Source organism: Streptomyces sp. NPDC017991, from assembly GCF_044328075.1.
Taxonomy (GTDB): Bacteria; Actinomycetota; Actinomycetes; order Streptomycetales; family Streptomycetaceae; genus Streptomyces.
Map to the genome: position 1 here is coordinate 149127 of NZ_JBIRGP010000016.1, position 14862 is coordinate 163988.

The 14862-nt window shown below is 69.2% G+C and carries 14 protein-coding genes and 5 tRNA genes; 13 read left to right on the top strand and 6 right to left on the bottom strand.

What is annotated here, in order from left to right:
* Nucleotides 1-203: 203 nt before the first annotated feature.
* The 4 genes from ACH4DZ_RS37545 to ACH4DZ_RS37560 form a co-directional block, all read right to left on the bottom strand.
* Nucleotides 204-779 (bottom strand): ATP/GTP-binding protein, encoded by a 576-nt coding sequence (locus tag ACH4DZ_RS37545; RefSeq protein WP_055520027.1) that lies wholly within the window; start codon nucleotides 777-779, stop codon nucleotides 204-206.
* Entirely contained in the window at nucleotides 760-1158 is a 399-nt protein-coding gene (locus ACH4DZ_RS37550) for a DUF742 domain-containing protein (RefSeq protein WP_055520025.1), read from the bottom strand. Before ACH4DZ_RS37550 ends, ACH4DZ_RS37545 begins: the two co-directional genes overlap by 20 nt.
* Nucleotides 1159-1262: 104 nt before the next feature.
* Nucleotides 1263-1676: a roadblock/LC7 domain-containing protein gene (locus ACH4DZ_RS37555; protein WP_055520031.1), complete on the bottom strand. Its 414-nt coding sequence runs from the start codon at nucleotides 1674-1676 to the stop codon at nucleotides 1263-1265.
* A 9-nt stretch (nucleotides 1677-1685) separates the two neighbouring features.
* The gene (locus ACH4DZ_RS37560; protein ID WP_398293026.1) at nucleotides 1686-5492 is read right to left on the bottom strand and encodes a nitrate- and nitrite sensing domain-containing protein; all 3807 of its coding nucleotides are present in this window, start codon (nucleotides 5490-5492) and stop codon (nucleotides 1686-1688) included.
* Between the two features lie 599 nt (nucleotides 5493-6091).
* On the opposite strand from ACH4DZ_RS37560, the gene ACH4DZ_RS37565 reads away from it, so the two are divergent.
* From ACH4DZ_RS37565 to ACH4DZ_RS37605, 9 genes are all read left to right on the top strand, one after another.
* Nucleotides 6092-6280, top strand: a complete 189-nt coding sequence (locus tag ACH4DZ_RS37565; protein ID WP_398293028.1) for a hypothetical protein — start codon at nucleotides 6092-6094, stop codon at nucleotides 6278-6280.
* A gap of 105 nt (nucleotides 6281-6385) precedes the next feature.
* Nucleotides 6386-7174 (top strand): fumarylacetoacetate hydrolase family protein, encoded by a 789-nt coding sequence (locus tag ACH4DZ_RS37570; protein ID WP_398293030.1) that lies wholly within the window; start codon nucleotides 6386-6388, stop codon nucleotides 7172-7174.
* The gene (gene gltX, locus ACH4DZ_RS37575; protein WP_398293032.1) at nucleotides 7167-8651 is read left to right on the top strand and encodes a glutamate--tRNA ligase; all 1485 of its coding nucleotides are present in this window, start codon (nucleotides 7167-7169) and stop codon (nucleotides 8649-8651) included. Before ACH4DZ_RS37570 ends, gltX begins: the two co-directional genes overlap by 8 nt.
* Nucleotides 8652-8746: 95 nt before the next feature.
* Entirely contained in the window at nucleotides 8747-9514 is a 768-nt protein-coding gene (locus tag ACH4DZ_RS37580; protein WP_398293034.1) for an HAD family hydrolase, read from the top strand.
* Between the two features lie 89 nt (nucleotides 9515-9603).
* Nucleotides 9604-9675, top strand: a tRNA-Gln gene (locus ACH4DZ_RS37585).
* A 42-nt stretch (nucleotides 9676-9717) separates the two neighbouring features.
* Nucleotides 9718-9790 (top strand) — tRNA-Glu (locus ACH4DZ_RS37590).
* Nucleotides 9791-9852: 62 nt separating this feature from the next.
* A tRNA-Glu gene (locus ACH4DZ_RS37595) sits at nucleotides 9853-9925 on the top strand.
* A gap of 21 nt (nucleotides 9926-9946) precedes the next feature.
* Nucleotides 9947-10018: transfer RNA gene (locus tag ACH4DZ_RS37600), tRNA-Gln, on the top strand.
* Between the two features lie 20 nt (nucleotides 10019-10038).
* Nucleotides 10039-10111: transfer RNA gene (locus ACH4DZ_RS37605), tRNA-Glu, on the top strand.
* 123 nt (nucleotides 10112-10234) lie between these two features.
* Here ACH4DZ_RS37605 and ndgR read toward each other — a convergent pair.
* Nucleotides 10235-10951 (bottom strand): IclR family transcriptional regulator NdgR, encoded by a 717-nt coding sequence (ndgR, locus tag ACH4DZ_RS37610; RefSeq protein ID WP_107021936.1) that lies wholly within the window; start codon nucleotides 10949-10951, stop codon nucleotides 10235-10237.
* A gap of 190 nt (nucleotides 10952-11141) precedes the next feature.
* Here ndgR and leuC point away from each other — a divergent pair, with 190 nt between their 5' ends.
* From leuC to ACH4DZ_RS37630, 4 genes are all read left to right on the top strand, one after another.
* Nucleotides 11142-12575 (top strand): 3-isopropylmalate dehydratase large subunit, encoded by a 1434-nt coding sequence (gene leuC / locus ACH4DZ_RS37615; protein WP_398293036.1) that lies wholly within the window; start codon nucleotides 11142-11144, stop codon nucleotides 12573-12575.
* A 2-nt stretch (nucleotides 12576-12577) separates the two neighbouring features.
* Nucleotides 12578-13171, top strand: a complete 594-nt coding sequence (leuD, locus tag ACH4DZ_RS37620; RefSeq protein ID WP_398293038.1) for a 3-isopropylmalate dehydratase small subunit — start codon at nucleotides 12578-12580, stop codon at nucleotides 13169-13171.
* A 266-nt stretch (nucleotides 13172-13437) separates the two neighbouring features.
* Nucleotides 13438-13668: a hypothetical protein gene (locus tag ACH4DZ_RS37625; RefSeq protein WP_398293040.1), complete on the top strand. Its 231-nt coding sequence runs from the start codon at nucleotides 13438-13440 to the stop codon at nucleotides 13666-13668.
* A gap of 138 nt (nucleotides 13669-13806) precedes the next feature.
* Complete coding sequence (locus ACH4DZ_RS37630) at nucleotides 13807-14490, top strand: HU family DNA-binding protein (protein WP_398293041.1); 684 nt, start codon at nucleotides 13807-13809, stop codon at nucleotides 14488-14490.
* 89 nt (nucleotides 14491-14579) lie between these two features.
* Here ACH4DZ_RS37630 and ACH4DZ_RS37635 read toward each other — a convergent pair whose 3' ends face one another.
* Entirely contained in the window at nucleotides 14580-14819 is a 240-nt protein-coding gene (locus tag ACH4DZ_RS37635) for a hypothetical protein (RefSeq protein WP_398293043.1), read from the bottom strand.
* Nucleotides 14820-14862 lie beyond the last annotated feature (43 nt).

The following is a 14862-nucleotide window of genomic DNA, read 5'->3' on the forward strand; positions in this document are numbered from 1 at the left end:
AAGGCGGGGCTTTTGTGAGCACAGCGGCATCAGACGACCGCGTCGCGTGGCGGCACCACTCGATATCTCTGTCGAAACGTTATGAACACTGTGGCCGGCCGTGTCAAACGACACAGCCGGCTCCAATGCGTCTACGACAACTTGCGTATGGCGTTGCCTACTTGAGTGCCGAGCCTCCCAGGACGCCATTCGCCGCGCGGGCCCTACCGCAGGCGCGCCATCAGGGCGTGCTCGACGAGCGTGATCAGAGCACTCTTGGCGTCCGAACGATGGCGGGCGTCCGTCGTGATGATCGGGGCGTCGGGCCCGATCTGCAGAGCCTCGCGGACCTCTTCGGGAGTGTAGGGCTGGTGCCCGTCGAAGCCGTTGAGGGCGATGACGAACGGCAGTCCGCTGTTCTCGAAGTAGTCGACCGCCGGGAAGCAGTCGGCGAGGCGGCGGGTGTCGACCAGGACGACGGCGCCGATCGCGCCGCGTACCAGGTCGTCCCACATGAACCAGAAGCGGTCCTGACCCGGTGTACCGAAGAGGTACAGGATCAGGTCCTGGTCCAGGGTGATACGGCCGAAGTCCATGGCCACCGTGGTGGTGGTCTTGTCCCCGGTGTGGGTGAGGTCGTCGATGCCGGCGCTCGCGGACGTCATCACGGCCTCGGTGCGCAGCGGGTTGATCTCGGAGACGGCACCCACGAACGTGGTCTTGCCGACGCCGAAACCACCCGCCACTACGATCTTCGCGGAGGTGGTCGCCCGCCCTCCGTCAGAGCTTGCGAAGTCCACTGAGCACCCTTTCGAGCAGTGTCACGGCCGGGGCGCCACCGTTGCTCTCGTCGCCACCCGGCTGGTGGATCGCGACGAGTCCGGCCTCCGCGAGGTCCGCGACAAGAATCCGTGCCACGCCCAGGGGCATGGAGAGCAGAGCCGACACCTCGGCCACCGACTTCACTTCACGGCAGAGGTGGCAGATCCGCTGGTGCTCGGGGAGCAGCCCCATGAGCGCTGCCGGATCGGCCGTGGTGCTGATCAGTGCCTCTATGGCGAGCTGGTAGCGCGGCCGGGTCCGGCCGCCGGTCATCGCGTACGGACGTACCAGCGGCTGGTCGCCCTCATCCTCGTACGAATGCGCGTACGGATCATGAGAAGCGGTGGGCGGGGTCATGGATCCTCCGGGCGGGACAGCAAGTCGGTCAGTCGTGCCGTCTGACGGGGCCGGTGGGGGGAGGGCGGCCGGACGGTTTTTTTCCTACATTCGGTAGAACCTTGCTAGTGGAGCAGGCTGCCCTGGAGCTCTGCCCGCAGATCCGGTGTGAGCACTGCGCCCGCACGGTCCACAAGCAGAGCCATCTCGTATCCGACGAGGCCGATGTCGCAGTCCGGGTGGGAGAGGACCGCGAGCGAGGACCCGTCCGAGATGGACATCAGGAAGAGGAAACCCCGTTCCATCTCGACGACCGTCTGGGCCACCGTGCCGCCCTCGAAGATGCGTGAGGCGCCGGCGGTCAGGGACGTGAGTCCGGAGGCAACGGCCGCGAGCTGGTCGGCGCGGTCGCGCGGGAAGCCCTCGGACATTGCCAGAAGGAGTCCGTCGGCGGAAACGACGACGGTGTGGGACACCCCGGGGGTGTTGTCAACGAAGTTGGTGATCAACCAGTTGAGGTTCTGTGCCGCCTGGCTCATCTGGCTCAACTAACGCTCCTGCTGGTGAGTGGGGCTGGGGAAGCTGCCGGTCTGGCCGGTACCGGCCTGGCGCCCCTGCTGAATGCCCCTACGAAGATTGGTCAGCCGTCCGCGTACGTCATCGGGCGCACGCGAGACCTGCGGACCGGTTTGGTGCTGTTGCTGCTGCTGAGCCGTTCCCGCGACAAGGTTCGCGCGGGGGACCCGGCGCGGCAGACCCGAGACGGTCACGCCACCCGCGGAGGGCTGGCGTACCCGCTCGGCCTGACGGCCGAGTTCGTCATTGGGGGTGGTCCGCCAGGAGGAGGCGGAAGCGCCGGCGGGTGCCGGACGCTGCGGGGCCGCGGGAGCCTGTGCGGGCTGCTGCGGTGTCTGCTCGTTCTGGGCGCCGTCGCCGCCCTGAGCCTGGTTGAACCAGTTGGTTTCCAGGGTGTCGTACAGCGGTGTACGTCCGTCGCCGGGACTCGTCGCCGGCGGCAGTTCCCAGCCGTCGTTCGGGCCCCGCACCTCGTCGGGCCGCTGGGGGGCGGTCCTGTTGTCCGGCTCCGGGGGGAGCGCGGGGCGGCGGCGCGGCTGCGGGCGCTGCTGCGGCGGGCGGTTGCCGTTGGCGGGCCGTTCGAACTGCCCGGTGCCACCGTCCTGCCGCTCGCCGTAGCCCTGCGCCGGGAACTGCCCGGTGTCCTGCTGGGCGGGCGCCGCGTACTGACCGTTGGCGTTGGTTCCGGTGTCGTAGCCGTTGGGGGCGTACTGCGCCGGGTCCTGGCGGTTGTACTGGCCGCCCGCCTGCGGGTTCTGCCCCGCACCGGAGTGGTTCGGCGAACCGAACACATCCGTGCGGACGAACTGTCCGTTGTCCTGCGGCGCGTTCGTGCCGGGACGCGGGGCGTCGTAGTCGGGCCGCTGGAACTCGGCGGTGGACGCGGGTCCGGCCTGCCGGTCGTCGATCCGCGGCATCTGCGAGGTGACGTCCGGCTCCTCGTGACCGCGCGGGGCGTCCGGCGAGGAACGCGGTACCGGCGGCTGCGCGTTGTCGTCGCTCCAGCTGGGCACCCGCGGCTGCGGGTTGCCGCCCGGCAGCTCGGCGCGCGGACCGCCGCGGGGCGGCAGCTGCGGAGACTGCTGCTGGGGGCGACGGCCCTGCTCACCGTTGCCGGCCGGCCGCTGCTGGGGCTGCTGCGAGGAACCGGGGCCGCGATTGCCGCCCATGGGGTCCTGGCGGCCGCCGCCGAACAGGTCCTGCTGGCCGCCGGAGTTGTTCCCGAAGCCGTTGAAGCTCTGCTGGGCACCGGCGCCCGCGGGTGCCGGCCTGCCCTGCGGGGGGTACGGGGGCTGCTGCGGCGACTGCTGATTGCGGTTGCCGCCCGGCGCACCGGGTCCGCCCGGACGGCCGCCCGCCTCGGGCCTGGGCAGTGCGGCCCGCGGCGCGGAACCCGCTCCGACCTGGCCACGCTGCGGCGGGGGGTTCAGCCGGCCGCCGTTGCCGCCGCCCTGCGCACCCGCGCCGAGGGCGGGACCGCTGCCGGCACCGCCCCGGCGGGCCGCCGCGACACCGGCCGCGGCCTGCGCCGCCGCCGGACCGCCGACGGCCGGAGCACCCTGGCCCTGCTTGTTGCCCGGAACCTTCTTGCCGCCCTGGGCGACATCGACCGGGAGCATGACCAGCGCGGTCGTACCACCGGAGTCGGACGGGCGGAGCTGGATGCGGATGCCGTGCCTCTGCGACAGCCGGCCGACCACGAACAGGCCCATGCGGCGCGAGACCGAGACGTCCACGGTGGGCGGCGAGGCGAGCCGCTCGTTGATCGCCGCGAGGTCCTCGGGCGACAGGCCGATGCCGGTGTCGTGGATCTCGATCAGTACGCGGCCGTCGGGCAGCGCGTGACCGGTCACCTTGACCTTGGTCTGCGGGGAGGAGAACGACGTGGCGTTCTCCAGCAGCTCGGCGAGCAGGTGCACGAGGTCGTTGACCACGCGGCCGGCGACCTCGGTGGTGGGCACCGAGGAGAGTTCGATGCGCTCGTACTGCTCCACCTCGGACGCGGCGGCGCGGAGCACGTCGACCAGCGGGACCGGGCGGGTCCAGCGTCGGCCGGGCTCCTCACCGGCGAGGACCAGGAGGTTCTCACCGTTACGGCGCATGCGGGTCGCGAGGTGGTCGAGCTTGAAGAGGGAGGACAGCTGGTCCGGGTCGGCCTCGCGGGACTCCAGTTCGGAGATGAGCGAGAGCTGACGCTGGATGAGGCCCTGCGAACGACGCGAGAGGTTGGTGAACATCGCGTTGACGTTGCCTCGCAGGAGGGCCTGCTCGGCGGCGAGTCGCACAGCCTCGCGGTGCACGTCGTCGAAGGCCGCGGCCACCTGGCCGATCTCGTCCTTGGAGTGCACACCGACCGACTCGACGGACGTGTCGACGTCCTGCGGGTCGGACTCGGAGAGCTGCTTGACCAGCTCGGGCAGGCGGTCCTGGGCGACCTTCGTCGCGGTGTCCTGGAGCCGGCGCAGCGAGCGGATCATCGAGCGGGCCACCACGAAGGCGCCGACCAGCGAGACACCGAGCACCAGCAGGATCAGCGCACCGGAGATGATCGCTTCCTGCTCGGCCTCGTTGCGCAGCTCGCGGGCCTTCTGCTCCATCTGGTTGAGGAGCGTCAGCTCGATCTTCGACATCTCCAGGATCTTGGAGGAGTCGGCGTCCACCCAGTCCAGGTACGAGCGCTTGGCCTGCAGCTGCAGACCGTTGTTGCGCTGCAGGACGCGCGACAGATAACCGTCGGCGTCCTTGATGGTCGGGCTCGGCTCGTCGAGCGGCTTGGTGAGCTGGTCGGCGTTGCCCTCGTAGATGTTGGCGAAGCTCGTGAGTTCGAACTTCTGGTTCTCGAAGGCGGAGAGGCCGTACTGCCGGTCGTTCGGGGAGAGCTCACCGAACGTCTTGTTCGTGGCGGGCAGGGCCGCGGCGATGATCGCGCGCTGGACGGACGCGTACTCCTTGGCGGTGGAGAACGCCGCCAGGGCGCGCGTGCGCTGGATCATCTCCGGGTTGCTGGTCGCCTCGGCCATGTCCTGGGAGAGACCGAGCAGCTGCTCGATGAGGCGGTGGTACGCCTCGACCGACTGGGACGAGTTGTCCTCGTCCTGGAAGGCGTTGTTGCGGACCTTGTTGAGGGTGTTCAGCTGGGTGGCGATGGCCACCACGTTGTCGCGTACACCGTCGAGGTTCTCGTTGTTGTCCGCGTCGTCGAGTTCGTGGGTGCCTTCCAGGAAGGCGGCACGCGCACGGTCCGTCTTGTCGCGCAGGCCCTTGATCGTGACGTCGCTGGCCTTGGTGCCGTTGGCGAGCGGACCGGCCGACTTGTCGCGCTCCGTCTGGAGCGCCGCGGCGAGCTCGGTCGCCTGCTTCGTCATGTCGGTCAGCAGCTTCATGTTCTCAAGCTGCTGGATCTCGTCCATCGTGTCGCTGATGCGCAGCGCGCCCAGCGAGGTGGCCGCGACCACGGGCAGCGCGAGCAGCGAGACCAGACGCGTGGAGATGCGCCAGTTGCGCAGCGCTATGCGCGAGCCGGGGCCGCTGGGGGCCTTCGCCTTCGGTGGCGCGGGTGCCGGGGTGCCGGGAGCACCGTTCGCCGCGTTCGGACCGCCCTTGGCCTGGGCGCCCTTGGGCGCACCGGGCCGCGAGGAGCGGTCACCGCTGTTGCCGGCCTGCGCCGGTCCCGGGTTCTGGGCGTGCTGGGGCGAGGAGCCGACTGCCCTGGGGCCAGTCCCGCCTTGCGGCTCCGGCTCCGCCGAAGCGCTGCCATCCCTCTTGAAACGTCCCTGCACTAGCGTCGCAACCTCTGGACCAGGCGCCCCTCCGCGTGAACGGTGGGACGGTGTCGGCGTCTTGGGAGCGCCCTGAACGCGTTCCCATGGTGGTCGTGAGTGACCGGCGCAGGTTCCCCTTTCCCGCCGCCACTCGGCGCTGCGTTGCGCCCCTGCGCGCCGGGTCGTTCCTGCGGCGGTCCGAGGAATTCCAGCACAGTGCCGGATCTCCAACAAGGCCCATGGGTCATGCTGTGACCTCCGTGACACGTTGTGAGGGCAGTGTCACGAGACGTAGAAAGTGACCTCATCCATATCGGACACATAGGGACGAGACCTTCGTGGGGGAGTGGTGTCCCAGTCGCCATGATCAGGAGCGGAATGTTGGCGTCCGTGACGCAATGTCCGTTAAGTGGCCTGAAGGTGAGAGTCCGAATTGACCTGTATGCCCGGCAGTAAGTGAGGAAACTCACACGACGATCACGGGGTCTTCACGGCTTCGACAGGGAAGCCCATGTTTAGCCTGACGCTTTACAGGGATGGCAAATCCGACAACCCGCGCCTACGCGACGGTTTCCGAACCCGCCGGCGCCTCCATGGAACAGGGCCTGTAACCACAGATGAAGACGACGATGACCTTCCTCAACATAGCCAACCCGCGACGCACCACCCTCGCGCACCTCGAAGACGCCGAGGAACTGCGTACGCCGGAGCAGGAGGGGCACGCCGTCGAGCTCCCCGCACAGACCGCCAACCCCCGCCGCACGATCCTCATGGACGTCCCGGTCGCGGCCGGCGTCACCGAGTAAGCGCCCCGCCGGGCCCCGGCCCGTCATGCGCGAAGCGGCCGCCCCTCGCCGCGTTAGCCTGGAGCATCAGACTCCGGCCAGCTCAGTGAGGGGCGCAAGGACACCGTGCGCATCGCCAGGTTCTCCATCGACGGCAACGTCGCGTTCGGTGCGGTCGAGGGCGAGAGCCCTCCTGGATCGACCGACGGCCTCGTGCTCGACATCATCAAGGGCATCCCGTTCGCCGACTTCGAGCTCTCCGGGACCAAGGTCCCGCTGAGCAAGGTCCGCCTCCTGCCGCCCGTGCTCCCTAACAAGGTCGTGGCCTTCGGCCGCAACTACGCGGAGCACGCGAAGGAGATGGGCGGCGAGGCGCCCGACGCCCCGTTCGCCTTCTTCAAGCCGTCCACCTCGGTGATCGGCTCCGGCGACGACATCGCGTACCCCTCCTTCACCGAGGAGCTGCACCACGAGGCCGAGCTGGCCGTGGTCATCGGCCGGATGTGCCGTGAGGTCCCGCGCGAACGCGTCAAGGACGTGATCCTCGGCTACACCTGCGCCAACGACGTCACCGCGCGCGACGTCCAGCGGCGCGAGAAGCAGTGGGCCAGGGCCAAGGGCTTCGACACCTCCTGCCCGCTCGGCCCCTGGGTGGAGACGGACCTCGACCCGTCCGACCTCACCATCCAGTGCACGGTCAACGGCCGACAGCGTCAGCTGGGCCGCACCAGCGAGATGATCCACTCCATCGAGGACCTGATCGTCAACATCACCGAGGCCATGACGCTGCTCCCCGGCGACGTCATCCTCACGGGCACCCCCGCCGGGGTCGGCCCCCTCAGTGCCGGCGACGAGGTCGCCGTCACCATCGAAGGCATCGGCACTCTCACCAACAAGGTTGTCAAGCGTGGCTAGCGCATCCGACCCCGCCGTCCGAGTACGTTTCTGTCCCTCCCCGACCGGCAACCCCCACGTGGGCCTGGTCCGCACGGCCCTCTTCAACTGGGCGTACGCCCGCCACACCGGCGGCACGTTCGTCTTCCGCATCGAGGACACCGACGCGGCCCGCGACTCCGAGGAGTCGTACGAGCAGCTCCTGGACTCGCTGCGCTGGCTGGGCTTCGACTGGGACGAGGGCCCCGAGATCGGCGGCCCCCACGCGCCGTACCGCCAGTCGCAGCGCATGGACCTCTACAAGGACGTCGCGCGGAAGCTGCTGGACGCCGGACGCGCCTACCACTGCTACTGCTCGACGCCGGAGCTGGACGCCCGCCGCGACGCCGCCCGCGCCGCCGGCAAGCCGTCCGGCTACGACGGCCACTGCCGCGACCTGAGCGCCGAGCAGAAGAGCGCGTACGAGGCCGAGGGCCGCACGCCCATCGTCCGCTTCCGTATGCCCGACGAGGCGATCACCTTCACGGACCTGGTCCGCGGCGAGATCACGTACCTCCCGGAGAACGTGCCGGACTACGGCATCGTCCGTGCCAACGGCGCTCCGCTCTACACGCTGGTCAACCCGGTCGACGACGCCCTGATGGAGATCACCCACGTCCTGCGCGGCGAGGACCTGCTCTCCTCCACCCCGCGCCAGATCGCCCTCTACAAGGCGCTGACCGAGCTGGGCATCGCCAAGGAGACCCCGGCCTTCGGCCACCTCCCCTATGTGATGGGCGAGGGCAACAAGAAGCTCTCCAAGCGCGACCCCGAGTCCTCGCTGAACCTCTACCGGGAGCGCGGCTTCCTCCCGGAGGGCCTGCTGAACTACCTGTCCCTGCTGGGCTGGTCGCTCTCGGCGGACCGCGACATCTTCTCCGTCGAGGAGATGGTCGCCGCCTTCGACGTCTCGGACGTGAACCCCAACCCGGCGCGCTTCGACCTCAAGAAGGCCGAGGCCATCAACGCGGACCACATCCGGCTGCTGGACGTGAAGGAGTTCGCCGAACGGTGCGCCCCTTGGCTGAAGGCCCCCTTCGCCCCCTGGGCGCCGGAGGACTTCGACCCGGCCAAGTGGGACGCGATCGCCCCGCACGCCCAGACCCGCCTGAAGGTGCTCTCCGAGATCACCGACAACGTCGACTTCCTGTTCCTGCCGGAGCCGGCCGTCGACGAGGCGTCCTGGACGAAGGCCATGAAGGAGGGCTCGGACGCTCTCCTCGCGACGGCCCGCGAGAAGCTGGAGTCCGCCGACTGGACCTCCGCAGAGTCCCTCAAGGAGGCCGTGCTGGCCGCCGGCGAGGCGCACGGCCTGAAGCTGGGCAAGGCACAGGCCCCGGTCCGCGTCGCCGTCACCGGCCGCACGATCGGCCTGCCCCTCTTCGAGTCCCTGGAGATCCTGGGCAAGGAGAAGTCGCTGACGCGCATCGACGCGGCCCTGGCGAAGCTGACCGCGTAGGCGGTACGCGCGACGCGCGGAAGGGGCGGCATCCGGACCGGATGCCGCCCCTTCCGCGCGTCCGCCGGGAGCGGCGGCGGAGGTACCGTCGGACCATGACGATCCGAGCCGTGCTGTGGGACGTGGACGACACGATCTTCGACTACACCACGGCCGACCGGGCCGGTATGCGCGGGCATCTGGCCGCCGAGGGCCTGCTCGACGGATTCGCGTCCGTGGAACAGGCCCTGGACCGCTGGCGCGAGCTCACCGACGAGCAGTGGGCGCGGTTCGCGGCGGGCAAGGTGGACTGGGAGGGCGGGCGCCGGGACCGGGTGCGGGCGTTCCTGGACCGGCCCCTGACCGACACGGAGGCGGAGGACTGGTTCGTCCGTTACCTCGGTCACTACGAAGGGGCCTGGGCGCTCTTCCCGGACGTCCTGCCCGTCCTCGACCTCCTGGCCGGCAGCCACCGCCACGCGGTGCTCTCCAACTCCAGCCTGCGAGTCCAGGACCACAAGCTGCGCGTCCTCGGCGTACGGGACCGCTTCGAATCGGTGCTGTGCGCCGCCGAACTGGGCGTCTCCAAACCCGCCGCCGAGGCCTTCCACACGGCCTGCGAGGCCCTGGACCTGCCACCGCGCCAGGTCGCGTACGTCGGGGACCACCCGGAGATCGACGGGCGGGGCGCGGCCGACGCCGGCCTGTTCTCCGTCTGGATCGACCGCACGGGCGTGAGCGCGGTCACAGCCCCCGGCCCGGACGCCGCACCGGGTCCGCCCGCGGATCGGCTCTCCCACCCGCGCCGCATCGTCTCGCTGGCCGAACTCCCCGCGATCCTCCGGCCCGATACCCGTTTTGGAGCGCCGTCCACCTTCGGGTAATGTTCTTCCTGCGCCGCCGGAGTGCGGGCCGAAAGGCCACAGGCCGGAGGCGCAAGCTAAAACAAAATCCCCATGGGGTTGAGTTTCAGTGGCCTATGGTGTAATTGGCAGCACGACGGTTTCTGGTTCCGTTAGTCTAGGTTCGAGTCCTGGTAGGCCAGCTCGCAGAGCTTATCTGCACAAGCAGAGACCAGCTCTGCAAGGCCCCCGTTGTGTAGCGGCCTAGCACGCCGCCCTCTCAAGGCGGTAGCGCCGGTTCGAATCCGGTCGGGGGTACAGATCCTTCTCAGGGGGACAGTCCGGGTCGCACCCGCTGTCTCTCATGCAGGATCGCTAGGGCCCCCGTTGTGTAGCGGCCTAGCACGCTGCCCTCTCACGGCAGTAGCGCCGGTTCGAATCCGGTCGGGGGTACAGAGTGGTCTAGACCACTATTGGGCTATGGTGTAATTGGCAACACGACGGTTTCTGGTTCCGTTGTTCTAGGTTCGAGTCCTGGTAGCCCAGCTGGATCACTTGTGGTCCTCGCCCCCGTTGTGTAGCGGCCTAGCACGCTGCCCTCTCACGGCAGTAGCGCCGGTTCGAATCCGGTCGGGGGTACAGAGAGAAGAAGCCCTCCCCATCAGGGGAGGGCTTCTTTCGTTCCGCGCACCACGAGGTCATCAAGTCCGGCCGTTCGCTGCGGCGTTGAAGCGATCGGCCGGGGAGTCGACTGGGTGGGTGTCAGCTGGTGCGGCGCAGTGCCTCCGACAGGCGGGCTGCCGCGTCGATGATCGCCTGGGCGTGCATCCGGCCCGGGTGGCGCGTCAGCCGCTCGATCGGGCCCGACACCGAGACGGCGGCGACCACGCGGTTCGAGGGCCCGCGCACCGGCGCGGAGACGGACGCGACGCCCGGCTCCCGCTCGCCGATCGACTGGGCCCAGCCCCGGCGCCGTACGCCCGACAGGGCCGTCGCCGTGAAGCGGGCGCCCTGGAGGCCGCGGTGCAGGCGCTCCGGCTCCTCCCAGGCCATCAGGATCTGGGCCGAGGAACCGGCTTTCATGGTGAGCGTCGAACCGACCGGGACCGTGTCCCGCAGGCCCGACAGGCGCTCCGCCGCGGCGACGCAGATGCGCATGTCGCCCTGGCGGCGGTAGAGCTGCGCGCTCTCGCCCGTGATGTCGCGCAGATGCGTGAGCACCGGGCCCGCCGTCGCGAGGAGGCGGTCCTCGCCCGCGGCCGCGGCCAGCTCGGCCAGCCGGGGGCCGAGAATGAAACGGCCCTGCATGTCACGCGCCACCATCCGGTGGTGCTCAAGTGCCACGGCGAGGCGATGTGCCGTGGGCCGTGCCAGTCCGGTCGCCGCGACCAGTCCCGCGAGGGTGGCCGGACCGGACTCCAGTGCGCTCAGGACAAGGGCTGCCTTGTCCAGAACGCCGACGCCGCTACTGTTGTCCATGAAACGATACTCGCGTCTCACTCTGTGAAACGCAAGTTCAATTTTCCGTGGAACGCGCCACCCTGATAGGTACACGGCCCGTGGACCGACGGGCCTGGCGGAAGACGTCCGGTACGGGGGGTACGGGCGCACGCCGCCCCGGAAATCTCTAGTTGGGCCGGCGCCACACAGGCCGGCCGGAGGGAAAGCGATGGGTAGGACACTCGCGGAGAAGGTCTGGGACGACCACGTCGTCCGGCGCGCGGAGGGCGAGCCCGACCTTCTCTTCATCGATCTGCACCTGCTGCACGAGGTGACCAGCCCCCAGGCCTTCGACGGCCTCCGTCAGGCGGGGCGCCCCGTGCGTCGTCTCGACCTCACCATCGCGACCGAGGACCACAACACCCCCACCCTCGACATCGACAAGCCCATCGCGGACCCGGTCTCCCGGGCCCAGCTGGAGACACTGCGCAAGAACTGCGCCGACTTCGGCGTGCGCCTGCACTCGCTGGGCGACGTCGAGCAGGGTGTCGTCCACGTCGTCGGCCCGCAGCTGGGTCTGACCCAGCCCGGCACCACGGTCGTGTGCGGTGACTCCCACACCTCCACGCACGGCGCGTTCGGCGCGCTGGCCTTCGGCATCGGCACCTCCCAGGTCGAGCACGTGCTGGCCACCCAGACGCTGCCGCTGGCCCGCCCCAAGACCATGGCCATCACGGTCGACGGCGAACTGCCCGAGGACGTCACGGCCAAGGACCTGATCCTGGCGATCATCACCAAGATCGGCACGGGCGGCGGCCAGGGCTACATCCTGGAATACCGCGGCTCCGCCATCGAGAAACTCTCGATGGAGGCCCGCATGACCATCTGCAACATGTCGATCGAGGCCGGCGCCCGCGCGGGCATGATCGCCCCCGACGAGACCACCTTCGCGTACATCGAGGGCCGTGCCCACGCCCCCGAGGGCGAGGACTGGGACGCGGCCGTCGCGTACTGGAAGACCCTGAAGTCGGACGACGACGCGGAATTCGACGCGGAGGTCGTCATCGACGCCACCTCCCTCGCGCCGTTCGTCACCTGGGGCACCAACCCCGGCCAGGGAGCACCGCTTTCGGCGGCCGTCCCCGACCCCGCTTCGTACGAAGACGCTTCGGAGCGGCACGCCGCCGAAAAGGCCCTGGAGTACATGGGGTTGACCGCCGGACAGCCGCTGCGGGACATCCGGGTCGACACCGTCTTCGTAGGTTCGTGCACCAACGGCCGTATCGAGGACCTGCGCGCCGCCGCGGACATCGTGGGGGGCCGCAAAGTCGCCGACGGAGTACGCATGCTGGTCGTCCCCGGCTCCGCGCGCGTCGGTCTGCAGGCCGTCTCCGAGGGCCTCGACCTGGTCTTCAAGGAGGCCGGCGCCGAATGGCGGCACGCGGGCTGCTCGATGTGTCTGGGCATGAACCCCGACCAGCTGGCCCCCGGTGAGCGCTCCGCGTCCACCTCCAACCGCAACTTCGAGGGCAGGCAGGGCAAGGGCGGCCGTACGCACCTGGTGTCGCCGCAGGTCGCCGCCGCGACGGCCGTACTGGGCCATCTGGCGTCCCCCGCCGACCTGTCCGACGCCGACGTCCGTACGCCCGCTGGAGTCCGATAGCCATGGAAGCATTCACCAAGCACACCGGCCGCGCGGTCCCGCTGCGCCGCAGCAACGTGGACACCGACCAGATCATCCCCGCGCACTGGCTCAAGAAGGTGACCAGGGACGGTTTCGAGGACGGGCTCTTCGAGGCCTGGCGCAAGGACTCGTCCTTCATCCTCAACCAGCCCGAGCGCGCGGGCGCCACGGTCCTGGTCGCGGGCTCCGACTTCGGCACCGGCTCCTCGCGCGAGCACGCCGTCTGGGCCCTGCAGAACTACGGTTTCAAGACGGTCATCTCGTCGCGCTTCGCGGACATCTTCCGCGGCAACTCACTCAAGAACGGCCTGCTCACAGTGGTTCTGGAGCAGAAGATCGTGGACGCGCTCTGGGAGCTCACCGAGAAGGACCCCGAGGCCGAGGTCACGGTCGACCTGGAGGCCCGTGAAGTGCGAGCCGAGGGCATCACGGCCGCCTTCGAACTCGACGAGAACGCCCGCTGGCGGCTGCTGAACGGGCTGGACGACATCTCCATCACCCTCCAGAACGAGGCGGACATCTCCACGTACGAGGCCAAGCGGCCCTCCTACAAGCCGCGGACCGTTCAGGTCTGACCGGAGCCGGACCCACAAGGCTGATTCCAGCCAGGCAACAGGCCTCTGTACCCCCAATCGTGGACGGTTGGGGGTACATCCGTGTCTGCCTCCGGAAGGGGTGTTCCGGCCTTTATGATTGGCTTCAACTACCCTTGTTTCAAGGCCCCTTGGTGGGGTAGCCGAACCCCGGCAGAGCCTTGTGGGGAGGTGTGCGGGAAGCCCTCGGGAGGCGGTAGTTACCCCCTGCGCAGGCGACAACTCGCCCCAGATGGCACAATCTGTGCATGGAACACGACGGCCAACTCGACCTCTATGCGGCAGTCGCGTCCCAACTCAAGGAAGCGCACACATCGGTGCGCGCACTGCAAGTCCCGGAGGGCGTACGGATGGCGCTGACCCGGAAGCTGCTGGTCATTACGGCCGTGGCCAAACACGATCTCGCCGATGCGACAAGGCGTCTGGAGCGGTTCACGACGGACCTCGACGCGGGCCGAATCCCCGAAGAGGAACGCTGAGGAACTTGGGCAGCGCCCCAGTTCGTTGCGGCACAAGGGTGATTAGCCCGTTTCGTGTTTGATTTGCGGTATATATCTGCCTAACGTGCGAAAAAGCTTGAACACTTTCGTTCTGGCAATGTCTCCGAAGGGGAAGACGTGAACAAGGCGCAGCTCGTAGAAGCGATTGCCGACAAGGTCGGCGGGCGTCAGCAGGCCGCTGACGCGGTCGACGCCGTACTGGACGCCGTGGTGCGTGCAGTTGTCGGCGGGGACCGGGTCTCGGTCACCGGCTTCGGTTCCTTCGAGAAGGTGGACCGTCCGGCCCGCTACGCCCGCAACCCGCAGACCGGAGAGCGGGTTCGGGTCAAGAAGACCTCCGTGCCCCGTTTCCGTGCGGGCCAGGGTTTCAAGGACCTGGTGAGCGGCTCGAAGAAGCTCCCGAAGAACGACGTCGCGGTCAAGAAGGCTCCCAAGGGCAGCCTGAGCGGTGGCGCTTCCGCCACGGTCAAGAAGGCCGCGGCCAAGAAGGCCACCACCGCCAGGAAGGCGACGGGGGCCGCGAAGAAGACCACGGCCGCCGCGACGACCCGGAAGGCCACCGCGGCGAAGAAGACCTCGTCCGCGGCCGCGAAGAAGACCACCGCCACGGCCAAGAAGGCGCCGGCCAAGAAGACCTCGGCGACCGCGAAGAAGACCTCGGCGGCGGCCAAGAAGACCACCGCGAAGAAGGCGGCGGCGAAGAAGGCCCCCGCGAAGAAGGCCGCGGCCAAGAAGGCCCCGGCCAAGAAGTCGGCGGCCCGTACGACCACCACCGCCAAGAAGGCCACCGCCCGCAGGTAGACAGGGGCGCAGGGCATAAACGCGCCGGGCCGGGCTCCCACGGGGGAGCCCGGCCCGCGGCGTTTGCGGAGACTTCGGAAAGGTTCGCCTCAGAAGGTCTGCAGCGTCACCAGGGTGATGCGGCGGTCGTCCTTCCCGCCCTCGCTCCCGCCCTCGCCCGCGTTCCCGGCCCCGCCCTCGACCTCGATCCTTACGCGCTGGCCCGGACGGAGCAGTCTGAGGCCGCCCTTGTCGAAGGCCGGGGCGTCGAAGGGGACGGGGGTGCCGTCGTCCAGCAGCACTTGGCCGCAGCGGGTTTCGGGGTCGTATGTGTACGCGGTCGCCTGCATGGGGGAAGGGTATGCGGTTCCCCTTGCCGGGGGAGGGGTGCGG